The organism is Luteimonas sp. gir (genome assembly GCF_037198055.1).
In the GTDB taxonomy this organism is placed as follows: Bacteria; Pseudomonadota; Gammaproteobacteria; order Xanthomonadales; family Xanthomonadaceae; genus Luteimonas; species Luteimonas citri_A.
Map to the genome: position 1 here is coordinate 112,058 of NZ_JBBAXQ010000008.1, position 26,000 is coordinate 138,057.

A 26,000-nucleotide genomic window follows, 5' to 3' on the forward strand; every position below is an offset into this window, starting at 1 on the left:
ATCCCCGCAGGCCCCGGCTCCGACCGGGGCCTGCGTGCTGCCACGCACGAGCGCGCCAGCCGATGCCACCGTCAGCCGGATCCCGGCCGACCTGTTGCAGCGCCTCGAGGCCGCGGCCGACGAGGAACTGCAGGCGCTGCTCGACGCTGCGCGCGTGCCGCCGTCCCAGACGCCACCGCCCGATCCGATCGAGGCGAGCATCGCCTGGGACCTCGCCGCCGGCTTCTGAGGGACGCGAGTGGGTGGTCCCCGGGGAAGGCCCGTGCCCCCACCCGACGCCTGCGGCGTCGACCTCCCCCGCACGCGGAGGAGGCGCAGCAGTTCCAGTCGTTCGATAAGGACGGACTCGCTTGGCACCCTCCCCCGCAAAGCGGGGGAGGGTTGGGGTGGGGGCGCCTTCCGCGCCAGGCGCGCGCGCCCAGCCGACACTTGCGGCTCGACCTCCCCTCCGCGCCGGGGGGGGGGGAGAGATTCGGTCGTGAGGAACTGCCTGGCATCCGCGGCCGCGCCCTTTCCTGCGCACGGGCGGCGCAGCATTTCCGACCGTTCGATCAGCAGGGGCAGCCGACCGCGCCACGCGCGGAGGGAAGAGCGCCCTGCCCCGCCGCGCGTCGAAGGGGCCATGCCCCTTCGGACGCACGACTGCGAGCGGGCTTCGCCCCTCCAAACCGGGGTCAGAGTGCAATTACGCCTCGCGAAATTGCACTCTGACCCCGGTTTTGATCCTTAGCCCGCGTGTGGTCAGCGGGCCGTGGCGCCGTCGACGGCCTGGTGATGCGCGAGCAACCAGCGTGCCATCTCGCGCGGCGGCAGCGGGCGTGAGTACAGGTAGCCCTGCACTTCGTCGCAGCCGTATTCGAGCAGCAACCGCTCGTCCTCCATCGATTCCACGCCCTCGGCCAGCACCTGCATGCGCAGCGCCTTGCCCAGATGGATGATCGCGCGCGCAACCTCGACCGCACGCCGCGAGCCGCCGAGCTCGGAAATGAAGCTGCGGTCGATCTTGAGCCGCCCCACCGGAAAACGACTCAGATAGCTCAGGCTCGAGAACCCGGTCCCGAAGTCGTCGATGGCCAGCGCCACACCGGCGCCGACCAGCATGTCGAAGCACGCCCGCAAGGCCTCGGTGTCGTGCAACAGCGCCGATTCGGTCAACTCGAGCTCGAGCCGCGCCGGCGGCCAGCCGGCTTCGGCGCAGGCGGCCAGCACCCGGCTGGCGAACGCGGTATCGCGCAACTGCACGGCCGAGACGTTGATCGACATCCGGCCGAACGCGATGCCGGCCGCTTCCCACGCCGCCGCCTGGCGGCAGGCCTCGCGCAGCACCCAATCGCCGATCGCGGCGATGTCGCCGGTCGCCTCTGCGATGCCAATGAACTCGTCCGGCGGACAGACCCCGAGCTCGGGGTGCTGCCAGCGCAACAGCGCTTCAACGCCTGAGACACTGCGCCGGGAGATGTCGACCAGTGGCTGGTAGGCGAGCGTGAATTCCTCGTGCTCGAGCGCGCCGCGCAGCGCGTGTTCGACATCCAGCCGCCGTCGGGCAAGCCGCCAGGCATCGGGGCTGTAGAACTCGACCCGGTTGCGTCCGCCCTGGCGCGCGCCGTGCAGTGCGACGCCAGCGGCACGCAGCAGCTCGTCGAACCCCACCCCGGCAGGCCGCACGGCGATGCCGGCACTGATCCCGAAGCGCAGGATCTCGCCGCCGACCGGCACCGGATCCGAGAGCCCGGCGACGATCCGCTGCGCACTGCTGGCGACATCGTGCCGGCTCTCGCCCTGCTGCAGCAGCACCACGAACTCGTCGGCGCCCACGCGCCCGAACAGGTCGCCGGCGTCGACCAGCATATGCAGCCGGGTGGCGATGGCCTTGAGCACGACATCGCCCGCAGCATGGCCGTGGGCCTCGTTGATGCCGCCGAAGCCGGCGACATCGAGCAGCAGCAGCGCCTGGTAGGCGGCCGCGTTGGCGACCAGCGCCGCTTCGATGTCCTGTCGCAGCCGGGTGCGGTTGGGCAGCCCGGTCAGCGCGTCGAAATGCGCCAGCCGCTCGATGCGCTCGCTGGCCGCGCGCTCGCGGGAGATGTCACGGAACAGCACCAGCCAGCGCGCCGGCCGGCCGTCGCCGGATTCGTAGTCGACCACCGCCTGGGTCCAGACCTGCGCGCCGTCGGGCCGGTAGAAGCACAGCTCGATGGTCTGGGTGGGCGCGCCGCCCGCGGTGCGGCTCATCGCCACCTGCAGGATCTCGCGCGATTCGGTGGTGTAGTGGCGCAGCAGCTCGTCGAGCGCCAGCGACTCGCCCTCGCGGCCATGCAGGCCGGCGCACTCGCCGGTCCAGTGCAGGCGGCGGGTCGCGGCATCGACCTCACAGCCGCCGATGCGGCCGAGCTCGGCGACGCGTCGCAGCAGGTCGCCGCGCCGGTGCGCCTCGGCGTCGGCATGTCGTTGCCGAGTGACATCCTGGACCTGGGCCAGCACCCGCGCCGGCAAGCCGCGCTCGTCCTCCTCGCCGCTGGGTGAGGCCCAGATCTGCAGGTGCGCCGGGCCGGCGACGCCATCGACCAGAAGGTCGAAATGGGCCGGCTTGGCGCACTCGCGCAGGCAGCGCCAACTGGTGCGCAGCATCGGGAACTGCGCGCGCGGGATGCGGCGCAGCCACATGCGCAACGAACAGCCGTCGCCGACGCCCAGCAATTGCCGAAGTTCGGGCGCGCTATGCACCAGGCCTGAGGCGGGGGCCCAGCTCCAGCTCGACATACCGGCCAGTCGCTGGGTGTCCTCGACCAGGCGTCGCTGTTCGCGCAGGCGCTGCTCCAGCTGTTTCTGATCGTCGATGATCGTTAGCGTGCCGGCCATCTTCAGCGGTGCGCGCTGGGCATCGCGGCCGATGATCCGGCCGCTGTCGCGCACCCAGCGCCAGCCCGCGGCAGGCTGCAGGCAGCGGTACTCGCACAGATAGGAGGATTCGCGCCCGGACAGATAGGCGCTGATCGCCTCGCGCATGCGCCCGCGGTCCTCCGGGTGCACGCGCCGGCTCATCTCCTCGAACGATAGCGGCGCGCCATCGCGATGGCCGACCAGCGCATGCCAGGTGCCCGAGCCACGCAACTGGTCGTGGCGCACGTCCCACAGCCACAGGGCATGGCCGCCCGCCTCGGCCGCTTCCAGCCAGTCCTCGACATCCTCCGACAGACTCACGCTCAACGAGAACGCGATCGGCCCGGCGCCATCGATCGAGATCGCGGACAACCGGCCGTACAACGGGGCATCGGGCCCCGGCAGTTCGCAAGCGATCGCATGCTCGCCGTCGAGCAGTCGCGCATAGAGCAGCGACAACGACGGCGCGTGCAGCTCCACCAGACGGTCCAGGCCCCGCCGCCGGGCGGCCGGGTTGGCGACCAGGCAGCGTCCGCCGCGGTCGAGCAGCAACAACCCGTCGGACAGCGGGTGATCGAGAAGACTCGAGATGACGCCGGCATCCATCTGGACCGCTTCGCTCCGTGTCGGCTTGGCATGTCGCGGATCGCGACTTGGCTCACCGTCCGTTAGCGGCGACCTTCGGACGAAGTTGAGCGCTGTCGAAAACGGCCCGGTAGACTCGTGGGCGAACGATGCACGGGGCAGCCGGTCAAATGGGCTCGGGAAACACGAACGTCCGCGCCGCGCGGCGCCAGGACGAGGCGTTGCGCCGCCGATTCGCCGCATTCGGCCGCCGCGTCTGGCTGGGCTGCCTGCTCGGCGGGCTGGCGTGGCTTGCGATCTGCGCCGTGCTGCCTGCGTCGCTGCCCGCTGCCGGGCCGTTCGACGGCCGGCTGCTGGTCGCCGCGCTGCTGCTGATTCCGGCAGCCGGGCTGCCCGGCTGGTGGCTGCGGCGCCAGGCCGACCGGCTGGTCCGCAATCACGAGCGTGCGCTCGCCGGCGCCCGGCGCATCGAGCGCGACCGGGAACTGCGCGAGCTGCTGGAGCGCTTGCCCGACGGCACGCTGCTGGTCGCAGGGGGCCAGGTCCGCCACGCCAACGCCGCCTGCGCGGCCGCGTTCGGCTATGCCGGCTCGATGGCCGGGGTCGACGTAGCGACGCTGGTCGAGGACGCGGACCGGGCGGCGCTCGAGGCATTGCTCGCCGATCCCGGGCACGCGGGCGACGCGCCAACACCGCGCATGCGGCGCCGGGACGCGACCGGCTTTCGCGCCTCGCTGACCGCCAGCCGCACGCGCTACGAAGACAGCGACTGCGTGCTGGTGGTCTTGCGCGACCTGAGCGAGGTGGAGCGCATGCGCGATGCCCTGGCGGTCAGCAACGCCGAACTGCGTGCGCTCGCGGCCCGCATGTTCACGCTGCAGGAGGACGAGCGCCGCGCGATCTCGCGCGAGTTGCACGACGACATCGGGCAATCGGTCACCGCGATGAAGCTGGCTGCCGGCAGTGCGCTGGTCGAGACCGACGCGCTGCGTCGCCGCGACGACCTGGAGGACATCGCGATGCTGGCCGACACGACCATCGAGCGCCTGCGCGACATCTCGGTGCTGCTGCGCCCGCCGCAGCTCGATGCATTGGGGTTGGAAGCCGCGCTGCGCGCGCACGCAGCGCGGTTGCTGCGCAATGCCGGCCTGCAGGCCGAAGTCGAGATCGCGACGCTGACGCGCCGGCCGGCCCGCGAAGTCGAGCAGGCGTGCTTTCGCATCGCGCAGGAAGCGCTGACCAACGTCGTCCGCCATGCGCGCGCGAGCCGGGTGGCGTTGCGGCTGCATGAGGACGCGGGCGCGCTGTGCCTGGACGTCGGCGACGACGGCGTCGGCTTTCCGGCGGGTACGCCCAAAGGGCTGGGCCTGGTGATCATGCGCGAACGCGCGCAAAGCGTCGGCGGCCACTTGGATGCGACGTCCTCGCAGACCGGCGGGACCCGGATCCAGGCACGACTGCCTTACGACGTTGCGGTCGCCTCGTGACCACGCCGGCCGCGGACACCCGGTAGACTCCCACGATGCAACCCATCTCCGCGCCGCTCGAACGCCTGGGTGCCGGTCACCCTGCCCTGGCGCAGATGATCCGCGATGCCAGGACCCGCAGCGGCGCGCTGGCGTTGCTGCATGTGGACATCGACCATTTCGCCTCGGTGAACCAGAACATGGGCGCGGACGTCGGTGACGCCGCGCTCGAGGCGGTCGGCGCCCGGCTCCAGAGCAGCCTGGGCGAACAGGGCACTGTATGGCGCCACGGCAGCGACGAGTTCGTCGTCGCCGCCTGGCTGCCCGACGACGCACCCGCCTCGGCGCAGGCGTTGGCCGAGGCCCTGGTCGAGGAGATCGAGCGCCCGCTCGAGGTCCTGCCCTACACGCTCTTCCTCGATGCCAAGATCGGCGTCAGCCTGTGTCCGCAGCACGGCACCGAGCCCTCGGCCCTGCTGCAGCTGGCCGAGAACGCCGTGCGCCGCGCCTCGCATGCGGTCTACGAGCACGTCCAGTTGCACAGCAATGCGGCCGCCGATCGCAGCCAGGGCGAGAACGGCATCGGCCGGCAGATTCTCGAGGCGCTGCCCAATGGCGAGTTCCGGCTGCGCTACCAGCCCAAGATCAGCGCCCGCGACGGGCGCGTGATCGGCATGGAGGCGCTGCTGCGCTGGCAGTCACCGACACTCGGCCTGCTGCTGCCCGAGCGCTTCCTGCCGACCGCCGAACGAATCGGCGCGATCCTGCAGATCGGCAATTGGATGCTCGATCGCGTGGTCGCGCAGATCCGCGCCTGGCGCGAACAGGGCTTCGACGATTTCTTCGTCGGTATGAACGTCACCACCCAGCAGTTGCTCGATCCGGCGTTCGTCGACCGACTGCTGGGCCGCATGCAGCAGGCCGGACTGCCGACGTCCTCGCTGGTGCTCGAGCTCAACGAGCGAGCGCTGGGGGCCAACATCGACGTCGTCCATCGGGCGGTCTCGACGCTGCGCCACGAAGGCATCGGGGTCACGCTCGACAACTTCGGCACCGGCGAGGCCAGCTTGGGCGCGCTGGTGCGCTATCCGGCCGACATCCTCAAGATCGACCGCAGCTTCATCAACGCCGCGCCCGCGGGCAGCCGCGAAACAGCGATCGTGCGCGCGCTGATCGCAATGGGTCATCAGTTGGGCATGAAGGTGATCGCCAACGGCGTGGAGACCGAGGCCCAGCTCGGCTTCCTGCGTCGGGCCGACTGCGATTACTTCCAGGGCTACCTGTTCGGCGAGCCGATGAGCGCCGAGACCGCGGGCCAGGCGCTGCGTCGCCGCTATCTGCGTCCGGAACTGTTCACCGCGACCAAATCACATCGCACGCTGTTGCTGGTCGACGACGAAGAAAACGTGCTGCGGGCGCTGGTACGGCTGTTCCGCCGCGACGGCTACCGGATCCTGGCCGCCGGCAACGTGCGCGATGCGTTCGGCCTGCTGGCGACCAACGAGGTGCAGGTGATCCTGTCCGACCAGCGCATGTCGGAGATGGACGGCACCGAGTTCCTGGGCCGGGTGAAGATGCTCTATCCCGACACCATCCGCCTGGTGCTCTCGGGCTACACCGACCTGGCCACGGTGACCGAGGCGATCAACCGCGGCGCGATCTACCGGTTCCTGACCAAGCCCTGGGACGACAACGTGCTGCGCGACCACATCCGCCAGGCGTTTCGGACCTACGACATGCAGCGCGGGCGCGACGGCGCGGAGTAAGCGCGGCGCCAGGTCGACTCAGGCGTGGGCGCCCGGCTGGCGCAGCGGCAGCACGATGCGGAAGCGGCTGCCGGCCCCCGGCGTGCTGTCCACTTCGATCCGGCCATGGTGCTTGGCGACGATGCCGTAGGAGATCGACAATCCCAAGCCCGTGCCCTTGCCCACCGGCTTGGTGGTGAAGAACGGATCGAAGATCCGCTGCAGCATCTCGGCCGGGATGCCGTTGCCGGTATCGGCGATCTCCACCCAGACCTCCTCGCCCTCGTGCCCGGTGCGCACCGCGATGGTGCCCTGGGTCTCGATGGCCTGGCCGGCGTTGAGCAGCAGGTTCATGAACACCTGGTTGAGCTCGGACTGCAGGCACTCGACCATCGGCAGCGTGCCGTAGTCCTTCTCCAGCGTGGCCTTGTAGCGCAGCTCGTTCCAGACGATGTTGATCGTCGATTCGAGCCCGGCATGCAGGTCGGCCAGGCGCCAGGCATGCTCGCGATCCGAACGCGAGAAGTCGCGCAGGTCGCGGACGATGCGCGTGACCCGCTCGATGCCCTGGCGCGACTCGGTCAACAGCTGCGGCAGGTCGCGGCTGATGAAGTCGATATCCAGGCGTTCGCGGGTGGCGTCGATCTCCGCGCGCATCGCCTGCGGATCGTCGGCACGCAACGCGCGCTCGTAGACGTCGATCAGCGCGAACAGGTTGCCGACATACTCCTGCAGGCTGCCGAGGTTGGAGTGCACGTAGCCGATCGGGTTGTTGATCTCGTGCGCGACGCCGGCGGCCAGTTGACCGATCGAGGCCAGCTTCTCGGCCTGCAGCAGTTGTTCCTGCGCAGCATTGAAGCGGACGTTGAGCTCGCGGTGGCGCTGCAGCAGTTCGTCGTCGCCGCGTCGCGGCCGGGCCGGGTCCTGCAGCACCAGCAGGTAGCGACCGTCGTCGGCCGCCAACCGGTACAGCCGCGCGGCGACCTGGGTCCCTTCACCGAACGCGACCTGGTCGCGCCAGCGGCCGATGGTCTCGGCCTGCTCCAGCGCCTGTGCCGGCAGCAACGCATCGAGCCGATAGGCGTCGGCGGCCCAGGTCGGATGCAGGCGTTGCAGGGCGTCGCCGGTGGGGTTGGCGTAGAGCAGGCGACCGTCGCCTCCGTAGAGGTAGACGCCCTCCTCGATACAGGACAGGACCGAAGTGGGCATGGTCGGAGGCGGTGCGGCAACGGGATCGGAAATCGGGGGCACTGCAAAGAGCCGGCTACGGACGCCCGGCGATTCTAACCTCAGGTGGTCTAACCGCAGGCGGCGGCCGCTCAGGCGACCGCGAGTTCGCGGCTGCGGCAATCGCGCTCGGCGCGGCCCTGTGCGTCGTAGCCGGGCAGGCTCTCGGTGCGGCCGAGATGCCGCAGCGCCCAGTTCACCTCGCGGCGGCGCCGGGCCAGCAGTGCGCCGTTGGCGCGATTGAGCTCGCTCAGCTCGGCCAGCGGACCGGCCAGTTCGCCGGCCGGGCAGCGTTCGAGCTCGCGCAGCGCGATGATCTTGTCCTGGGTCGAGCGCATCAGCGCGCCGACATCGTGGCCGATCAGCGCCTCGCGCTCGTCGGCGAGCGCGCTCGCAAGACGGGCCAGGCTGTCCTGTGCCGCCGTCATCGGATCAGCCGCCCAGGCGGGCGTCGAGATCGAGCATCCGCGAGGCGATCGCCTCGGCGTCGACGCGGTAGCTGCCCGAGGCGATCGCCTCGCGCACAGCCTGGACGCGCGATTCGTCGAAGGCCGGTCGCGTCGAGAGGTCGCGCTGCAAGGCCTGCAGGCCGGTCGCCTCGCCGGTCAGGCGCAGGCTGTCGCCGGCCGTGGCGCTGGCGGCTTCGACCGCCTTGTTGCGGCTGTCGCCGGCACGGGCCACCTGGGCGCCGGCCACGGGCGCGGCACTGCGGACGGTCGGCGCCTGGAGTCCATCGATCTTGTGGGTCATGGCAGGGATCCTGACACGAAGTGCGTGAATGGGTTCGTGGACGGTATCGGCCGCCGTCCGCGGAGCTTTAGCGCCGATTGGCGCCGGATGTCGGATCGCAGCATCGGTCAGCGTCCGACGACCACATCGCCGGACGGATCGACGATGCCCTGCACCACCCGGCGCGAGGACAGGTTCTCGACGCTGACCCGCTCGCGCTCGCCGGCGTCGCCGAGTGCGCGACCGGCCATGCGCACCTCGACACCGGCCTGGCGCGAGACCAGGGCGATGGTGTCGCCGCGGCGCACCAGCCGCGGCGACACCAGGTCGCCTGCGGTCAGCACGCTGCCGGCCAACAAGGTGCGGCGGGCGCTGCGACCGATGGCCTCGGCAGGATCGGCCACCGCGGCGCCGGCCACACGCGCGCCGTCGCGGCGTTCAGCGATGAGGTCATCGGCCGTGATCGTCTGGCCTGAAGCCACGCCGCGCGCCAGCACCAGCACCGTCTGGCTGCGCCGCACGCGGACCGGGACGTACAGCCGCCAACCGGCCGGGCAACTTACCTCCACGGTGGCGCCGCCGCTGCGCGTGGCCTGCAGCGGCTCGGCGCAACGCGGCATGCGCAGGGCCGGGTCGAGCGACGCCTCGGCCTCGCCGCCTTCGACCGCCGACAGGGCGGCCAGGCGGATCGCGTCGACCGACTGGAAGGCCTCCGACGCCACGACCGAGGCGGCTGCGGCGCAGGCCAACAGCGTAGCGGCCAGGCGCCAGGCGGTTCCGGCGGGACGCGGCAGGCAGGCGGTCATGGCGGGGCCCTCTGGGACGAACGGATGCTGCCGGCGATGCAAGCGGCGTGCCGCGGCGTGCATCGCACCTTCGGCTCAAGTCGCCGGTCCCCGGGCCGATATCGCAGGCATGTCGCAGGATCTGCTCGACCGCATCGACCAGCGTACCCGCCTCGCCGGCCACAACCGGCTGGCGCTGCTGCTGTTCCGTCTCGGCGGACGTCAGGTTTTTGGCGTCAATGTCTTCAAGGTGCAGGAAGTGCTGCGCCGACCGCATCTGTTCCGGGTGCCGGGGCTGCCGGCACAGTTCGCCGGTGTGGCCGACGTGCGCGGCCGCAGCGTGCCGGTGCTCGATCTGGGGGTCGCGATCGGCCATCCCGAGCGCAGCGACGATGCCCCGCCCGGCTATCTGGTGGTCACCGAGTTCAACCGCTCGGTGCAGGGCTTTCTGGTCAGCGGGGTCGAGCGCATCGTCAACATCGCGGTCGAGGACGTGCTGCCGCCGCCGGACCTGGGCGCTGAGGGCGGCTATCTGACCGCGGTCACGCGCTACCAGGGCGAGTTGATCCAGGTGATCGACGTCGAAAGCGTGCTGGCCGACATCTCGCAGGCGCGGATGGACGCCGATCTGTCCCCGGACTACGCGCTGCCGGCCGACGCACCGCCGATGCAGGTGCTGGTGGTCGACGACTCGCGGGTCGCGCGCCAGCAGATCCGCAGCGTGCTCGACCAGCTCGGCGTCGGGGTGACGCTGCTGTCCGATGGCCGCCAGGCGCTCGACCACCTGCTGCAACTGCACGCGGCTGGCGAGCCGCCCTCACAGCGCTACGCGATGATCGTCTCCGATATCGAGATGCCGGCGATGGACGGTTACACGCTGACGACGGAAATCCGTCGCCACCCCGGCCTCGCCGATCTGTACGTGCTGCTGCACACCTCGCTGTCGGGCGTGTTCAACACCTCGATGGTGCAGAGCGTGGGCGCGAACGCGTTCGTCGCCAAGTACAGCCCGCACGACCTGGCCGACGAAGTACTCAAGCGCCTGCACGAGGTCGCCGACGCAGCCGGCGGCCGACTCGTCGCCGCCTGAGCCTGGCCGCGGCCGCCGCGCCGCACGCCTTGGCACGCCGCTTGCACGGTCACCGGCGAACTCCGCCGGAGGCCGGTCATGTCCAATCCGATCTCGTCCTATCTCGGGCTGCAGGCCGATGCGCTGCCGCTGCGCGAGCAGCGGATGAAGCTCATCGCCAGCAACCTGGCCAACGCCGACACGCCCGGCTTCCAGGCCCGCGACCTCGACTTCAACGCCGCGCTGGCCGCCGCTGCGCGCACGCGTGAAGCCGGCGGCCAGTCGCCGCTGCGCGAGCGCGCCGATCACATCCCGCTGCCGGGGGCCGATGCCCTGGCGCCGTTCGAGGTCGCGCGTGTCGCCGCCCAGGCCAGCCTGGACGGCAACAGTGTCGACCCCGATGCCGAGCGCGCCGCCTACGGCCGGGCGGCGCTGGAGTACCGGGCCTCGCTGAGCTTCCTCGAATCCAAGGTCCGCACCCTGCTGACCGCCATCACCGGACAGTAACCGATGAGCAACCTGCCGATCTTCGATGTCGCCGGTTCGGCCATGCAGGCCCAGTCGGTCCGCTTGAGCACGCTGGCCAGCAACCTGGCCAACGCCGACTCGGTCGCCGGCTCGCCCGAGCAGGTCTACCGGCCGCTCGAGCCGGTGTTCCGCGCCAGCGCGCATGCCAGCGACCCGGCGCTGACCGGCGTGCAGGTGGCCGGCATCGTCGAGCGCGACACCCCGCCGATCCAGCGCTACGAACCCGGTCATCCGCTCGCCGATGCCCAGGGCTACGTGTACGCCCCTGACGTCGACCCGGTGTCGCAGATGGTCAACCTGATTTCCGCCTCGCGCAGCTACCAGGCTGGCGTGGAGATGATGAACACCGCCAAGGAACTGGCCGTCGCCACCTTGAGCATGGGCCGCTGATGAGCACGATCTCCAGCGACATCGCCAACAGCCTCGGCTTAGGTGGCGGCAAGGCCGCCGACAAGAAGGACGCCTCACTCGGCCAGGCCGACTTTCTGCGGCTGATGACCGAACAGCTCAAGCACCAGGACCCGCTCAAGCCGATGGAGAACAGCGCGTTCCTCGGCCAGTTGGCGCAGTTCTCGACTGTGCAGGGCATCCAGGATCTCAACAGCTCGGTCAATGGCTTCGCCAATGCGATGGCCAGCGACCAATTGCTGCGCGGCGCGAATCTGGTGGGCCGTGATGTGGTGCTGCCATCGGCCAAGCTGGCGCTGCCGAGCGAAGGCAGCGCGACCGGCCTGGTCGCCGCCCCGGCGGCCGGCATCGTGAACTTCGACGTCACCGATGCCAACGGCGAGCTCGTGCACCAGTTCAGCGTGCCGGCCACCGCCGCCGGCGAGGTCGCGTTCGCCTGGGACGGCACCGATGCCGCCGGCAACCGGCTACCGGCCGGGACCTATGGCATCGCCGCACGCCACCTTGCGGGCAGCGGCGAGTCCTCGGTGCTGAGCACCTATGTGCGCGCCCGCGTCGACAGCGTGTCGGTCGGCAGCGACGGGCTCTACCTCGATCTCGACGGCCTGGGCACCGCGCCGATCGGCTACGTGCTGCGCGTCAACTGACCGCCCTTTTCATCCGCGCCCGACCACAACGGAGTCCGCCATGAGCTTCAATACCGCGCTGTCCGGCATCAACGCAGCCAACGCCGACCTCAACGTCACCGCCAACAACGTCGCCAACGTCAACACCACCGGCTTCAAGGAATCGCGCGCGGAATTCGGCGATCTGTTCTCGCGGACGTCCTACGGGCTGGCGCGCAATGCGATCGGCTCAGGCGTGAAGCTGAGCAACGTCGCCCAGCAGTTCTCCCAGGGCAACATCACGCCGACCGGGCGCAACCTGGACATGGCGATCGACGGCGAGGGCTTCTTCACCCTCAACAAGAACGGCACCCGGCTCTACAGCCGCGCCGGCAACTTCCAGGCCGACAACCAGGGCTACATCGGCACCCCCGACGGGGCCCGGCTGCAGGTCTATCCCCCCAGCGCCAACGGCACCGGCTTCGACATCGGCCGCGTGACTGACCTGCAACTGCTGACCACCGACAGCCCGCCACGCGCGACCAGCGCGGTCAACCTGAAGTTCACCCTGCCCGGCAATGCGAAGCCGCCGACGATCGCGACCTTCGACCCGAGTGAGCCCAACAGCTACAACGCCTCGAGCGGCGGCGTCACCGTGTTCGACTCACTGGGCGTGAGCCACGTGCAGACCTCGTACTTCGTCAAGACCGATGTGGCCAACGAATGGCAGGTGCACACCTACATCGACGGCGAACGCGTGGGCGATGTCGCCACGCTCAGCTTCACCGACAACGGCGCGCTGACCGAGCCCGCCGATGGCCGCATCGTGCTGACGCCGTTCGTGCCGGGCAACGGAGCTGGCGAGGTCGCGGTCACGCTCGATGTCAGCGGCTCGACCCAGTACGGCAACGGCTTCCAGCTGCGCGACAACCGCCAGGACGGCTACGCGGCCGGCAAGCTCGACGAGATCAGCATCGCGGCCGACGGCGTGGTGTTTGCGCGCTATTCCAACGGCGCCGACGCCGCGCTGGGCCAGGTCGCGCTGACGACCTTCGTCAACCCGCAGGGGTTGCAATCGCAGGGCAACAACTTCTGGGCCGAAAGCTACGACTCGGGCGCCTCGCGCACAGGCGTGCCCGACAGCGCCGACTTCGGCCACCTGCAGGCCGGCGCGCTGGAATCGTCGACCGTCGATCTGACCGAGCAGTTGGTCAACATGATCGTCGCCCAGCGCAACTTCCAGGCCAACGCACAGATGATCTCGACCCAGGACCAGGTCACGCAGACGGTCATCAACATCCGTTGATGCGCCTGGCCGGTCGACGCGTGGCGGGTGTTAGGACGACGTTGCGCGCACGTCCGCACCCGCTCCGGATCGCCGACTCCCCGCTCGTCTTGCGCCCTCACCCCCGAAACTCAAGGCCCGGCCTCCCATGGACAAAGCCCTCTACGTCGCGATGAGCGGTGCCCGCGCCACGCTGCAGGCCCAGGGCACGGTGGCGCACAACCTCGCCAATGCCGAGACCGCCGGCTTCAAGGCCGCACTGGCCAATACCCGGGCCTATCGCGTGCCCGGCGGCGAACACGCCTCGCGCATCGACGCGATGCACATCGACCAAGGCTTCGACAGCCGGGTCGGTGCGCAGCGGGTGACCGGCAACGCGCTCGATGTCTCGCTGCGGCCCGACCGCTGGCTGGCGGTGCAGTCGGCCGACGGCGGGGTGGCCTACACCCGCGCCGGAAATCTGTCGCCGACCCCCAACGGCCAGTTGGTGACCGGCGGCGGACATCCACTGATCGACGAGAACGGCCAGCCGCTGGCGCTGCCACCGCACCAGGCGCTGGACATCGGCGAGGACGGCACGGTGTCGATCGTGCCGCTCGGCGAAGGCCCGCAGACGTTGGCGATCGTCGGCCGCCTGCGCGTGGTCGAGGCGACCCCCGACCGGCTCACGCGCGGGCTCGACGGGCTGATGCGCAGCACCGACCCCCAGCAACCCCCGGCGCAGGCCGTCGGCAACGTCATGACGACCGGCGCCCTGGAATCGAGCAACGTCGACGCCGCCGGCGCCCTGGTGCAGATGATCCAACTGCAACGCCAGTTCGAAATGCAGGTCAAGCTGATCCAGCGCGGCGACGACAACGCCCAGGCCGCCAACAGCCTGCTCCGCCTGGGCGGCTGACGCTGACCCCGGTTCTAGAGACAGGTGGCACGGGGATTGCATCGCTTCTTGCGGATGGCGCGGTGCGCCGCATCGAGGACACGACGATGAACCAGGCACTGTGGGTGGCGAAGACCGGGCTGGATGCGCAGCAGACGCGCATGTCGGTGGTCTCCAACAATCTCGCCAATACCAACACCACCGGCTTCAAGCGCGATCGCGCCAATTTCGAGGACCTGCTTTACCAGCAGGTGCGCCAGCCTGGCGGTGCGAGCTCGGCGCAGACGCAGCTGCCGACCGGTCTGCAGCTCGGCACTGGCGTGCGCGTGGTGTCGACGGCCAAGGACTTCCAGCAGGGCAATCCGCAGCAGACCGGCCGCGCGCTCGACGTGATGGTCAACGGCCGTGGGTTCTTCGAAGTGCTGCTGCCCGATGGCACGTCGGCCTATACCCGCGACGGCAGCTTCAAGATCAGTCCGCAGGGCGAACTGGTGACCAACAGCGGCTTCGCGGTGCAGCCGGGCATCCAGATCCCCGAGGGCGCGCAGGCGATGACCATCGGCCAGGACGGCACGATCACCGTGCAGATGGCCGGTGAGGGCCAGGCGCTGGAGATCGGCTCACTGACGATCACCGACTTCATCAACCCCGCGGGCCTGCAGGCGCGCGGCGAGAACCTGTATCTGGAGACGACCGCTTCGGGGCCGGCGCAGAACGGCACGCCCGGCCTCAACGGCCTGGGCCTGATCGAACAGGGCGCGCTGGAAGGCAGCAATGTCAATGTGGTCGAAGAGCTGGTCAGCATGATCGAGACCCAGCGCGCCTACGAGATGAACGCCAAGGCGATCTCGACCACCGACTCGATGCTCGGCTATCTCAACAACAACGTCTGAGGCCGTCATGTTCGTCGTTCCGTGTTCTGCGCTACGCGCGCTCGTGCTGCTCGCCCTGCCTGCCCTGCTCGGCGGCTGCGTCGCCGCCGGCGATGTCCGGCCGTATCCCGCGCTGGCACCGATCCAGCCGGTCGCAGCCCCGCCGACGTATGCGACCCAGGGCGCGATCTACCAGGCCGGGGGCGGCGGACTGTCGCTGTTCGCCGACAAGCGCGCGCGCGAGGTCGGCGACCTGATCACGATCCAGCTGATCGAGAGCACGATCGCGCAGACCAACGCTGCGACCAAGGTCGGCAAGGAAAGCGCAGTGGACATCGCGCCGCCGAACCTGTTCGGCGCCCCGGTCACGATTGGCGGGCGCGAAGTGCTTGGCGCCAGCGCCAGCGGCAAGCGCGATTTCGACGGCAATGGCCGCAGCACGCAGAGCAACCGCCTGCAGGGCAGCATCACCGTCACCGTGGTGCAGCGTCTGCCCAACGGCAATCTCGTCGTCGAAGGCAGCAAGGAATTGCGCCTCAATCAGGGCAATGAACTGGTGCAGGTCCAGGGCATCGTGCGCCCGGCCGACATCGCCCCCGACAACAGTGTGCCCTCGGGCCGCGTCGCCGACGCGCGGATCGTCTACGGCGGCCGCGGCGCGATCGCCCAGTCCAACGCGATGGGCTGGCTCGGCCGGTTCTTCAATTCGCGGCTGTCTCCCTACTGAGTCCTGTCATGCGCCCTGCCCGCTACCGTCCGTTGCTCGTCGCCGCGCTTGTGCTGTGCGCGTGCCTGCCCGCGTTCGCGCAGGAACGCATCAAGGATCTGGCCACCATCGGCGGCGTGCGCGGCAATGCGCTGGTCGGCTATGGCTTGGTGGTCGGTCTGGACGGCAGCGGCGACCGCACCAGCCAGGCGCCCTTCACCGTGCAGAGCCTGCGCAACATGCTCAACGAGCTCGGCGTCACCGTGCCGTCGAACGTCAATCCGCAGCTCAAGAACGTCGCCGCGGTCGCGATCCACGCCGAGCTGCCGCCGTTCGCCAAGCCCGGCCAGACGATCGACATCACCGTCTCGTCGATCGCCAACGCGGTCTCGCTGCGTGGCGGCACTCTGCTGATGGCGCCGCTCAAGGGCGCTGATGGCCAGGTCTACGCGATCGCCCAGGGCAGCCTGGTCGTCGGCGGCTTCGGCGCGCAGGGCCGCGACGGCTCGCGCGTGTCGGTCAACATCCCCAGCGTGGGCCGCATCCCGAATGGCGCGATGGTCGAGCGCGGGGTGGCGACCGGGGAGCTGGGCGACAGCGGCGAGTTGACGCTCAACCTCAACCGCGCCGATTTCAGCACCATCGCCAACATGGTCGCCGCGCTCGACGCGCGTTTCGGGCCGGGCACCGCCCGCGCCGTCGACGGCGTGACCGTCGCGGTGCGTGCGCCGTACGACCCGGCTGCGCGGATCGGTTTTCTCGCGCAGGTCGAGAACGTGCAGCTGGCCGCCGGTTCGGCGCCGGCCAAGGTCATCGTCAACGCGCGCACCGGCACCGTGGTCATCGGCTCACAGGTCAAGGTGCTGCCGGCGGCGATCGCCCATGGCTCGTTGAGCGTGACGATCACCGAGAGCGTGGATGTCAGCCAGCCCGAGGCCTTCGGCCGCGGCAGCACGGTCGTGGCGCCGCGTTCGGATATCCAGATCGGCCAGGACGGCAGCCGCATGTTCAAGTTCGCCGGCGGCACCTCGCTCGATGAGATCGTCCGCGCGGTCAATGCAGTGGGCGCAGCCCCCGGCGACCTGATCGCGATCCTCGAGGCGCTCAAGCAGGCCGGCGCGCTGCGCGCGGAGCTGGAGGTGATCTGACATGCGCATCGCCCCGACGCCCATCGAGCTTGCGCCTGGCCAGCGGCCCGACGCCGGCCGCATCGACGATGCTGCACGCCAGTTCGAAGGCGTGTTCGCGCAGATGCTGATCAAGAGCATGCGCGATGCAAGCTTCGGTGATGCGCTGTTTCCGGGCGAGAATCAGCTTTACCGCGACCTCTACGACCAGAAGCTCGCCAAGTCGCTGACCGACGGGCCGGGGCTGGGCCTGGCCAAGACCATCGCGCGGCAATTGGGCGGCACGCAGGCCGCACCGCCGCTCGACACGCGGCTGGACCCGAGCGCGCCGCTGCCCTCTGCGGACGGCGACACTGGCGACCGGTCCTTGTTGCCCGAGACACTCGGCGCACGCACGCTCGACCTGATCGCCGGGCGCACCGCCGCGTCCGCCGAGAGCGCGAGCCCGGCCTCGCCGATGGATGGCTTCATCGATCGGCTGCTGGCCCGTGTGCAGCCCGCCGCCTCGGCCGCCGGCGCGGCCGCGACCGCACTGGTGCCGGGGGCGGCCGCGTTGGAAAGCGCCTCGCGCGCCGCCGCCGACCGGCTGGGCACGCGCACGCCCGAGGGCTTCGTCGCCTCGATCTGGTCGCACGCACAGAGCGCGGCGCGCGAACTCGGCGTCGATGCCCGGGCACTGGTGGCACAGGCCGCGCTCGAGACCGGCTGGGGCCGGCGCATGATCCGCCAGGGCGATGGCGGGACCGCGCACAACCTGTTCGGCATCAAGGCCACCGGCTGGCAGGGCGAGCGCGTCACCGCGACGACCCACGAGTACCGCAACGGCGTGCGCCGCGACGAGCGCGCGCAGTTCCGCGCCTATGCCTCGCCGGCCGAGAGCTTCGCCGACTACGTGCGGCTGCTCAAACAGAACCCGCGCTATCGCCAGGCACTCGAGTCGGGCGGCGACGTGCGCCGCTTCGCCAGCGCGCTGCAGCAGGCCGGCTACGCCACCGATCCGCGCTACGCCGACAAGATCAGCGCGATCGCCAATGGCCCCACGCTGGGGCGTGCCCTGTCGACGATCGCCGAGGTCGCGCGCGAGGCCGGCGACGCCGTGCAACCGTTCCGCTTCGCCGGCGCCGACGCGCCCGGCCAGGCGTTCTCCCGCCGCTAGTCGCCAGGACCCGTCATGGCCAACGTCCTTACCACCGGTACCAGCGCGCTGATCGCGTTCCAGCGGGCACTCTCGACCGTCGGCCACAACGTCGCCAACATCAAGACGCCCGGCTACAGCCGCCAGCAGGTCGAGTTCACCACCGGGACGCCGCAGGACATCGGCGTGGGCTACATCGGCAGCGGCACGCGCATCAGCGACATCCGCCGCGTCGCCGACGATCTGGCCAATGCCCGGCTGATCGACAGCGGCGGCGAACTGGCCCGCCTGCAGCAGCTCTCCACGCTCACCGGCCGCGTCGACAGCCTGATGTCCGAGTCGGCCACCGGCATCGCCGGTCAGTGGTCGAACTTCTTCGACGCGGTCAGTGCGCTGTCGTCCAAGGCCTCGGCATCGGCCGAGCGGCAGAGCCTGCTCGGCGACGCCAAGGCGCTGACCTCGCGCTTCCAGCAACTGCACGGCGAGTTCGGGCGCCTGGCGACCGAGGTCGACAACGGGCTGGTTGCCGGCGCGACCGAGGTCAACCGGCTGGCCGGGCAGATCGCCCAGCTCAACGCGCGGATCAGCAGTGCATCGACGGCCTCGCCCGACCTGCTCGACCAGCGCGATCAGCTGATCACCGAGCTCGTCGGCTGGACCGGCGGCACCGCCGTGCCGCAGGACGGCGGCGCGATCAATGTGTTCTCCAGCGGCGGCCAGGCTCTGGTCGTCGGCGCGCAGGCCTCGCAGCTGACCACCGTCTCCGACCCCTACCAGCCCGAGCGGCAGCAGTTGGCGCTGCAGGGCGCCGGCCAGACCGTGCGCATCGACGAGCGTGCGATGGGCGGGCGCCTGGGCGGGCTGCTCGAGTTCCGCAGCCAGGTGCTGGACCCGACCCAGGCGGAACTGGGCCGGATCGCGCTGGGTCTGGGCATGCGGTTCAACGCCGGGCACGCCGCCGGCGTCGATCAGACCGGGGCACGCGGCGGCGATTTCTTCAGCGTGCCCGCACCGGTGGTCTCCGGCCACAGCGCCAACACCGGATCTGCGCGATTGTCGGCGAGCGTCGCCGACCTCGCCGCGGTCGATGGTCGCAACCTGATTGTGCAGTGGCGCGACGGCGCCTGGTCGGCCAGCGATGCGGCCACCGGCGCCTCGGTGCCGGTCACAGGCACCGGCAGCGCCGACGATCCGCTGCGCGTGGGCGGCGTCGCGCTGGTCGTCAACGGCGCGCCCGCGCAGCAGGATCGTTTCCTGCTGCAGCCCACCGCCCAGGTCGCCGGCGGCCTGGCGGTGGCGATCACCGATCCGGGCCGGATCGCCGCAGCAACGGCAGTGCGTGTCGATGCCGCGCTCGACAACCAGGGCACCGGCAAGCCTTCGGGCATGCGCGTCGACGATGCCCAGGCAGCGATCGCGGGCCCGGCCAGCATCGAATTCCTCGACGGCGATCAGTACATGATCGATGGCGACGGGCCGTTCCCCTACACGCCGGGCGCGCGGATCGAGGCCAACGGTTGGTCGTTCGTGCTCGACGGCATTCCGGCCGCGGGTGACACCTTCACCGTCAGCCCGACCGGCGCCGGCTCCAGTGACAACGGCAATGCGGCCCTGCTCGCCGGGCTCGACGATCTGCGGCTGCTCGACGGCGGCAACGTCAGCCTCAACAGCGCGATCTCGGGCCTGACCTCGGCTGTCGGTTCGACCGCGCGACATGCCGCCTATGCCGCCGAGGCGCAGGCGGTGGTGCACGCGCAGGCGCAATCGGCCCGTGACAGCGTGTCCGGTGTCAATCTCGACGAAGAAGCGGCCAACATGCTGCAGCTGCAACAGGCCTACCAGGCCGCCGCGCACATCATCTCCACCGCCGACACCCTGTTCCAGTCGATCCTGGGAGCCGTCCGCCGATGAGCAATCGCATCTCCACCAGCATGCTCTACCAGCAGTCGATCGCCTCGCTGCAATCCAAGCAGGCCTCGCTGGCACGCCTGCAACAGCAGATGACCACCGGGCAGAAGCTGCTGACCGCCAAGGACGACCCGGTCGGCGCCGGCGCCGCGGTCGGCCTGGATCGCGCGCTCGCCGAGCTCGAACGCTTCGGCAAGAACGGCGACGCCGTGCGCCATCGCTTAGGGATGCAGGAAAGCGCACTGACCCAGGCCGGCGGCATCATGGGCCGGATCACCGAGCTGACCGTGCGCGCCAACAGTGCCTCGCTGTCGGACGGCGACCGCAAGGCCATCGCCATCGAGATCACCAGCCTGCGCGACAGCCTGCTGGAAGTGGCCAACAGCCCTGACGGCACCGGCCGTTATCTGTTCGGCGGCACCCAGGACGGCAGTCCACCGTTCAGCCGTGTCGCTGGCAGCGTCGTCTATGGCGGCGACCAGACCCAGCGCCAGGTCGAGGTCGCGCCGCAGTTGTTCGTCGCCGACACCGCGCCCGGCAGCGAGGTCTTCCTGCGTGTGCGTACCGGCGATGGCCGGGTCGATGTCGCGGCGCAGGCCGGCAATACCGGCACCGGCCGGGTCGGCAGCTTCTCGGTCGCCGATTCGTCGCGCTGGGACGGCGGCAGCTATCAGATTGCGTTCGGCGAGGCCGGTGCCTACGAGGTGCGCGATGCCGCAGGCGAGGTCGTCGGCAGTGGCACGCATGTCGACGGCGAGGCCATCGACGTCAATGGCGTCCACGTCGTCGTCAGTGGCGCGCCGGCCGACGGCGATGCTTTCGAGGTCGGCCCGGCGTCGACCCGCGACGTGTTCGCGACCATCGATCGTCTGCTCGGTGCGCTGGCGCTCGACCCGACCACGGATGCGCAGCGCGCCGCGCAGCAGAACGCGCTGCAGGGCGCGATGCGCGACATCGCCACCGCGCAGGACCACCTCATCGACGCCCGCGCCGCGGGCGGCGCCCAGTTGTCCGCGCTTGATGGTGCCGACAGCCTGCGCGACGCCCAGGGCCTGACCATCGAGACCACGCTCTCGGGCCTGCGCGACCTCGACTATGCCGAGGCGATCGCGCAATTCAATCTGGAAAAGGTCGCGCTCGACGCCGCCCAGCTGAGCTTCGTGCAGATGCAGCGCCTGTCGCTGTTCGACCTGCTGCGCTGACGCCGGGCAAGGGCGCCTGGACGTCCACGGCGCGTCCATGAAACGTCTTCTGCACGAGCACCCACGTTCGCGATACGCTCAGGCCTGCTCCATGCGCTGCAGTCTCAGCCGCAACGCGCGGAGCCGTTGCTGCAGCAAGGCTGGCGGCAACGTCATCGACATTGCTCGCATGCAACGCGCCAGGTATTGGGGTCGGCGATGCAGCGCCTCCAGCGCCCGTTGAAGGTCTCGCACGACCACATCGCCATAGGCGCTCCGGGCCTTGGCGATGGCCGGTCGCAACGTACGGGGCGCCGGCGCCATCATGGCCAGATCCAGGGCGTCGCGCGAGAACGCGCTGTCGTCTGCCCAGCGATCGGCGTTCGCGAGCAACTTGCTCGCCACGAGATCGGATCGCGTGAGCGTCGCAATGCCGCAGATCGTGTCGCGAACGCGGGGCGTGTCGAATTCGATCCTGCCCTCCAGCACGATCTCGAACTTGATCGGCACACCGTCTACTTCGAGCCATGTCCGGATGCCGTACTGGTCCGCGCGAAGGGCGCGCGTCACCGTGGGTGACGTCCGACCGGCCTTCAGGATGGGCGTCAGATCTGTGCGACCGGCCAGCATCTGTCGCAGGCATCGGTATCCGGCGACATCCGACACCATCAGATCGATGTCCACCGATTCGCGATACTCGCCGTGGGCCAAGGCGATGGCGGTGCCGCCACCGAACCAACAGTGGGCCTGGCGCAGGCGGTCGCCGTCCAACGCCTCGAGTACGGCGGCGATCCGACGGTGATGACCGCGTTCAAACACCGAGGACATCCACGTCGAACACCTGCGACAACGCATCGATCAAGGCGCGTTCCCCGGAAGCGAGCGCTGCGATGTCCAGATGTCGCCGATTACGCTCGTAAAGCGCCAGTGCCTCCCGCGGCGACAGGATCGTGGCGCCGTCGCCAACCTGCCACGCCAAGCGCTGCAACTGCGCGTAATCAGAGAGGCGGATTGTCAGCGGCAGCACTGGCAGATCCGAAGACGCGGGTACGGTCGCAGCCGCACCTGGGACTTCGATCTCGACCTCCAACCCCAGCGCATGCACCGCCGCGAGGACATAGCCCCACGCAACGGAGGTCTCGCCGCGCTCCAGTCGATGCCAAGTGACACGCGACATGCCTGCAGCCTCGGCGGCGGCCGTCATGCTGATGCCCAGCGACTTGCGCCTGTCGCGCAGCCTTTGCCCGCTATGCCTAGCCTGGGTTGCCACATCGGGAACGCGTTCGATAGCCACGGATGACTCCTCGATTTCGTTTCTCATTCTATACATTTCGCGCGAAATGTAAACAAATAGATACAAAGGTGATGCACAACAAGACTGTGTTCAGTCGCCTCGACTCGGCGCCTCACGCGGACGCGACCTAGGTCAGCGAATGGGCAGATGGCGACCGGTCCCCATGATGTGCGACGACAGCCCTAAAGCCCTGCCCCGGGACGCCGTTAATGGTGTCAGCAGAGGACAGGGCCGGTGAGACGGCAAGCCCCTGCGGAGCCACCCGGCAAGGCCCTGTACCCGCCGGATTCCCTCATCCAGGAGACCAGCAATGTCCGTCATCAACACCAACACCATTTCGCTGAACGCCCAGCGCAACCTGTCGACCAACAGCGCCAGCCTGTCGACGACGATCCAGCGCCTGTCGTCTGGCCTGCGCATCAACAGCGCCAAGGACGACGCTGCCGGCCTGGCGATCTCCGAGCGTTTCAGCACCCAGATCCGCGGCGCCAACCAAGCCGCCCGCAACGCCAACGACGGCATCTCGCTGGCACAGACCGCCGAAGGCGCGCTGGGCGAGATCGGCAATAACCTGCAGCGCATCCGTGAGCTGTCGGTGCAGTCGCGCAACGCCACCAACTCCGACACCGACCGCGCCGCGCTGAACTCCGAAGTCCAGCTGCTGAAGGCCGAGATCCAGCGCGTCGCCGAGCAGACCAATTTCAACGGCAAGAAGCTGCTCGACGGCAGCTTCCAGAACCAGGCCTTCCAGGTCGGCGCCAACCAGGGCCAGACGATCAGCGTCGCACAGATCGCCAACGCCAACATCAGCGAGCTCGGCAACTGGAACGAGGCCGCGACCTCGGCAACGGTCACCGGCGCCGCTGCGCTCGGCGTCGGCGGTGCCGCCGCAAAACCGCCGTCGGCGGACTACACCCCGGGCTCGGCAGCGGTTGCCACGACCTCGGGCGCCTCGGGTGTCTGGACGCCGGCCGCAGCGACTGCCAATGGACAGACGTTCACCCTGACTGTCGGTGGTGAGCCCGCCGTCAATATCACGCTCGCCAACACGGGCGATACGGTGACCGGCGCTGCGATCGACGCGCAGCTCGCCACCAACCAGGCCGATCTCGCTGACGCTGGCATCACGTTCACCGGCACGGCTGCTGCGGGCACGCTGGCCTTCAGCCGCGCCGATGGCGCCGATTTCACGATCGCACTGGGCGGCGATGTCGGCACCCAGGGCACCTTCGCGACGGCCGGGTTCGCCGGTGCGCACACCAACGGCACCGAAGCTGTGGACGGTACCGGCACCCCCGGCACGCCTGCAACGGCCGGCACCTTCGCCGCCGGCAGCTTCACGCTGCAGGGCGTGCTGCCGTCGGGCGACAACTCCGAGGCGATCACGATCAGCTACGACAAGGCCGGCAGCGCTTCCGAGCGCGCCAGCAACCTGGTCACCGCGATCAACAACCAGAGCTACAACACCGGCGTGACTGCGTCGCTCAAGGACGGCAAGGTCGAGCTGGCCTCGGCAAATGGCAACTTCACTGTCGGCCTCAGCACGGGTGACGATGCCGCCGGCCTGCTCGCCCAGACCGGCCTGACCGCCGGCACCACGGCGGGATCCGCTGGTGCCTGGGCCGCCGGCGACGCCGCCACCGGTTTCGCCCAGCTCGACATCTCGACCGAGCGTGGCGCCGAGAACGCGATCCTGGCGATGGACGCCGCCCTGAACTCGGTCAACTCGGCCCGCGCCGACCTGGGCGCCGTGCAGAACCGCTTCAGCTCGGTCGTGGCGAACCTGCAGACCGGTTCGGAGAACCTGTCGGCCTCGCGCAGCCGCATCGTCGACACCGACTTCGCCAAGGAGACCGCCGAGCTGTCGCGCACGCAGATCCTGCAGCAGGCCGGTACCGCGATGCTGGCGCAGGCCAACCAGATCCCGCAGAACGTGTTGAGCCTGCTGCGCTGATCGCGCCGCAGTTCTCGCACTGACGTGGACCGCGACCCGCCTTCCGGCAACGGAAGGCGGGTTTCGCGTTGTGGGCAGCGGCGCCTGGCAACGACGCGGCGCTGGCACGCAACCTGCATGGCCTGGATCGACTCAAGCGCGGCGCAAACGCGCCGATATCCAATCCAGAGGGCACACGCCTGCCAGGGCGGCGCCAGCGGGCAACGGGAGACCGGACATGGCGGACTATTCTTTTGGCTACGGCGGCGTCGGCTCCGGCCTGGACATCAGCGCAATCGTCACCAAGCTGGTCAGCAGTGACCGTGCGCCACACGATGCGCGGCTCAACAAGCTCGAGACCAACGCCAAGTTCAAACTCTCGGGCCTGGGCACGGTGACGTCCGCGTTCGACGGCCTCAAGACCGCACTTGATGCCTTGCAAAAGCCCGAGGCACTGGGTGCCCGCATGGTCACCTCGCGCTCGACCACCGGCACCGCGCCGACCGGGACGGTCACCGATACCGTGCTCGGCGCCACCGTCGGCGGCAATACCCCGCTGGGGCGCTATGAGGTCGTGGTCGAGCGCCTGGCCAGCGCGCACAAACTGGTCGGCGACGGCATCGACAAGGCCACCAAGTTCGGTGCCGGCACCTTGCGGGTCGGGATCGGCGCCGATTTCGTCGATGTCACCGTGGCCAAGGACGCGACCCTGACCGACATCCGCAACGCGATCACCGCCGCGGCCGGCAAGCACGGCGTGCAGGCCGCGCTGCTGACCTCCGACGAGGGCCAGCATCTGTCCCTGGGCAGCGCCAAGACCGGCGCGGCGCATGCGATCACGCTGTCCGTGCTTGAGGGCGAGAGCGATCTGCATGGCCTGGTCGACGGCATGACCGAGCAGGTCCCGGCCGGCGATGCCAAGCTCTCCATCGACGGGCTGGTCACCACCAGCGCCAGCAACACGGTCACCGACGCGGTCCAGGGATTGACCCTCAAGCTCAAGGATGCCGGGACCAGCATCGTCGAAGTCGCGGCCAATCCCACCGGCAGCCGCACCGCTGTCGAAGGCTTCGTCAAAGCCTACAACGCCGCCCTCAATGCAATCACCACTGCCACCAGCTACAACGCCGAGACCAAGACGCCCTCCTCGCTGACCGGCGATGCACAGATGCGCGGCGCCGGCTCTCAGTTGCGCGGGATGATGAGCGAACTGCTCGGCGAACTCGCCGCCCAAGGACTGGATGCCAAGACCCTGGGCCTGCAGACCCAGGGCCATCCCAACCCCAACGGCAATTTGGTGCTCGATGCCACCAAGTTCGACGCCGCGATGGCCGAAAATCCGGCCAAGATCGCCGCCGCCTTTACCGGCGAGACCGGTATCGCCAGCCGGCTCAACGCCGTGGTCAAGACCTATGTCGGCAAGGAAGGTTCGTTCACCTCGCGCAAGGAGGGGCTCGATGGCCAGATCAAGGACATCGGCAAGCAGCGCGATGCGCTGGAGCTGCGCATGAAGGGCGTTGCTGAGCGCTACAAGGCGCAGTTCGTGGCGCTGGACAAGCTCATGTCGCAGATGAGCACCACCAACACCTATCTCGCCCAGCAGCTCACCGCGCTGTCGGCGCAGAGCTCACAGTGATCCCTCGGAGGGACCCCCG

Annotated in this window: 24 protein-coding genes and 1 pseudogene; 18 read left to right on the forward strand and 7 right to left on the reverse strand. The window is 69.6% G+C overall.

The genetic code is table 11. From position 1 onward, the window contains the following. Positions 1 to 34 precede the first annotated feature (34 nt). Complete coding sequence (locus WAF18_RS11670; RefSeq protein WP_337245241.1) at positions 35 to 229, forward strand: hypothetical protein; 195 nt, start codon at positions 35 to 37, stop codon at positions 227 to 229. A 512-nt stretch (positions 230 to 741) separates the two neighbouring features. On the opposite strand, the gene WAF18_RS11675 is transcribed toward WAF18_RS11670, so the two are convergent. Continuing rightward, the gene (locus WAF18_RS11675) at positions 742 to 3,486 is read right to left on the reverse strand and encodes an EAL domain-containing protein (RefSeq protein ID WP_337245242.1); all 2,745 of its coding nucleotides are present in this window, start codon (positions 3,484 to 3,486) and stop codon (positions 742 to 744) included. Positions 3,487 to 3,686: 200 nt separating this feature from the next. Here WAF18_RS11675 and WAF18_RS11680 point away from each other — a divergent pair, with 200 nt between their 5' ends. Then, complete coding sequence (locus tag WAF18_RS11680) at positions 3,687 to 4,952, forward strand: sensor histidine kinase (RefSeq protein ID WP_337245243.1); 1,266 nt, start codon at positions 3,687 to 3,689, stop codon at positions 4,950 to 4,952. A 35-nt stretch (positions 4,953 to 4,987) separates the two neighbouring features. Further along, on the forward strand, positions 4,988 to 6,697 hold the full coding sequence (locus WAF18_RS11685; RefSeq protein WP_337245244.1) for an EAL domain-containing protein: 1,710 nt from the start codon (positions 4,988 to 4,990) through the stop codon (positions 6,695 to 6,697). Between the two features lie 18 nt (positions 6,698 to 6,715). On the opposite strand, the gene WAF18_RS11690 is transcribed toward WAF18_RS11685, so the two are convergent. From WAF18_RS11690 to flgA, 4 genes are all read right to left on the reverse strand, one after another. Continuing rightward, positions 6,716 to 7,885, reverse strand: a complete 1,170-nt coding sequence (locus WAF18_RS11690) for an ATP-binding protein (RefSeq protein WP_337245245.1) — start codon at positions 7,883 to 7,885, stop codon at positions 6,716 to 6,718. 110 nt (positions 7,886 to 7,995) lie between these two features. Continuing rightward, positions 7,996 to 8,331, reverse strand: a complete 336-nt coding sequence (locus WAF18_RS11695) for a flagellar protein FlgN (protein WP_337245246.1) — start codon at positions 8,329 to 8,331, stop codon at positions 7,996 to 7,998. A 4-nt stretch (positions 8,332 to 8,335) separates the two neighbouring features. Further along, positions 8,336 to 8,653, reverse strand: a complete 318-nt coding sequence (flgM, locus tag WAF18_RS11700) for a flagellar biosynthesis anti-sigma factor FlgM (RefSeq protein WP_183426916.1) — start codon at positions 8,651 to 8,653, stop codon at positions 8,336 to 8,338. A gap of 107 nt (positions 8,654 to 8,760) precedes the next feature. Then, the gene (gene flgA, locus WAF18_RS11705; RefSeq protein WP_337245247.1) at positions 8,761 to 9,438 is read right to left on the reverse strand and encodes a flagellar basal body P-ring formation chaperone FlgA; all 678 of its coding nucleotides are present in this window, start codon (positions 9,436 to 9,438) and stop codon (positions 8,761 to 8,763) included. Between the two features lie 109 nt (positions 9,439 to 9,547). On the opposite strand from flgA, the gene WAF18_RS11710 reads away from it, so the two are divergent. From WAF18_RS11710 to flgL, 12 genes are all read left to right on the forward strand, one after another. Then, entirely contained in the window at positions 9,548 to 10,507 is a 960-nt protein-coding gene (locus WAF18_RS11710) for a chemotaxis protein (protein ID WP_337245248.1), read from the forward strand. Between the two features lie 78 nt (positions 10,508 to 10,585). After that, positions 10,586 to 10,993 (forward strand): flagellar basal body rod protein FlgB, encoded by a 408-nt coding sequence (gene flgB, locus WAF18_RS11715; RefSeq protein ID WP_337245249.1) that lies wholly within the window; start codon positions 10,586 to 10,588, stop codon positions 10,991 to 10,993. A gap of 3 nt (positions 10,994 to 10,996) precedes the next feature. Next, the gene (gene flgC, locus WAF18_RS11720; protein WP_183426912.1) at positions 10,997 to 11,404 is read left to right on the forward strand and encodes a flagellar basal body rod protein FlgC; all 408 of its coding nucleotides are present in this window, start codon (positions 10,997 to 10,999) and stop codon (positions 11,402 to 11,404) included. Then, positions 11,404 to 12,069 carry a flagellar hook capping FlgD N-terminal domain-containing protein gene (locus WAF18_RS11725; protein ID WP_337245250.1) on the forward strand — a complete coding sequence of 222 codons (666 nt, stop codon included), beginning with the start codon at positions 11,404 to 11,406 and terminating at the stop codon, positions 12,067 to 12,069. The genes flgC and WAF18_RS11725 overlap by 1 nt, the downstream gene beginning before the upstream one ends. Positions 12,070 to 12,109: 40 nt before the next feature. Next, positions 12,110 to 13,333 (forward strand): flagellar hook protein FlgE, encoded by a 1,224-nt coding sequence (gene flgE / locus WAF18_RS11730; protein ID WP_337245251.1) that lies wholly within the window; start codon positions 12,110 to 12,112, stop codon positions 13,331 to 13,333. Between the two features lie 127 nt (positions 13,334 to 13,460). Next, entirely contained in the window at positions 13,461 to 14,210 is a 750-nt protein-coding gene (locus WAF18_RS11735) for a flagellar basal body rod protein FlgF (protein ID WP_183426909.1), read from the forward strand. An 86-nt stretch (positions 14,211 to 14,296) separates the two neighbouring features. Then, entirely contained in the window at positions 14,297 to 15,082 is a 786-nt protein-coding gene (flgG, locus tag WAF18_RS11740) for a flagellar basal-body rod protein FlgG (RefSeq protein WP_183426908.1), read from the forward strand. Between the two features lie 7 nt (positions 15,083 to 15,089). Continuing rightward, on the forward strand, positions 15,090 to 15,788 hold the full coding sequence (gene flgH / locus WAF18_RS11745; RefSeq protein WP_337245252.1) for a flagellar basal body L-ring protein FlgH: 699 nt from the start codon (positions 15,090 to 15,092) through the stop codon (positions 15,786 to 15,788). 8 nt (positions 15,789 to 15,796) lie between these two features. Beyond that, positions 15,797 to 16,915 carry a flagellar basal body P-ring protein FlgI gene (locus tag WAF18_RS11750; protein WP_337245253.1) on the forward strand — a complete coding sequence of 373 codons (1,119 nt, stop codon included), beginning with the start codon at positions 15,797 to 15,799 and terminating at the stop codon, positions 16,913 to 16,915. 1 nt (position 16,916) lies between these two features. Further along, entirely contained in the window at positions 16,917 to 18,050 is a 1,134-nt protein-coding gene (gene flgJ / locus WAF18_RS11755; protein ID WP_337245254.1) for a flagellar assembly peptidoglycan hydrolase FlgJ, read from the forward strand. 15 nt (positions 18,051 to 18,065) lie between these two features. Next, entirely contained in the window at positions 18,066 to 19,940 is a 1,875-nt protein-coding gene (flgK, locus tag WAF18_RS11760) for a flagellar hook-associated protein FlgK (protein ID WP_337245255.1), read from the forward strand. After that, positions 19,937 to 21,139 (forward strand): flagellar hook-associated protein FlgL, encoded by a 1,203-nt coding sequence (flgL, locus tag WAF18_RS11765; protein ID WP_337245256.1) that lies wholly within the window; start codon positions 19,937 to 19,939, stop codon positions 21,137 to 21,139. Before flgK ends, flgL begins: the two co-directional genes overlap by 4 nt. 78 nt (positions 21,140 to 21,217) lie before the next feature. Here the strand turns inward: flgL and WAF18_RS11770 are convergent, their stop codons facing one another. Together WAF18_RS11770 and WAF18_RS11775 are read right to left on the reverse strand one after the other, a co-directional pair. Then, positions 21,218 to 21,946 (reverse strand): nucleotidyl transferase AbiEii/AbiGii toxin family protein, encoded by a 729-nt coding sequence (locus WAF18_RS11770; protein ID WP_337245257.1) that lies wholly within the window; start codon positions 21,944 to 21,946, stop codon positions 21,218 to 21,220. After that, the gene (locus tag WAF18_RS11775; protein WP_337245258.1) at positions 21,930 to 22,439 is read right to left on the reverse strand and encodes a helix-turn-helix transcriptional regulator; all 510 of its coding nucleotides are present in this window, start codon (positions 22,437 to 22,439) and stop codon (positions 21,930 to 21,932) included. The genes WAF18_RS11770 and WAF18_RS11775 overlap by 17 nt, the downstream gene beginning before the upstream one ends. Before the next feature lie 283 nt (positions 22,440 to 22,722). Between WAF18_RS11775 and WAF18_RS11780 the strand changes: the two are divergent. From WAF18_RS11780 to fliD, 3 genes and pseudogenes are all read left to right on the forward strand, one after another. After that, positions 22,723 to 23,277 (forward strand): annotated as a pseudogene (locus WAF18_RS11780) (flagellin); the annotation flags it as partial. 834 nt (positions 23,278 to 24,111) lie between these two features. Continuing rightward, on the forward strand, positions 24,112 to 24,366 hold the full coding sequence (locus tag WAF18_RS11785) for a flagellin (protein WP_337245285.1): 255 nt from the start codon (positions 24,112 to 24,114) through the stop codon (positions 24,364 to 24,366). A 217-nt stretch (positions 24,367 to 24,583) separates the two neighbouring features. Continuing rightward, entirely contained in the window at positions 24,584 to 25,981 is a 1,398-nt protein-coding gene (gene fliD / locus WAF18_RS11790; protein ID WP_337245259.1) for a flagellar filament capping protein FliD, read from the forward strand. Positions 25,982 to 26,000 lie beyond the last annotated feature (19 nt).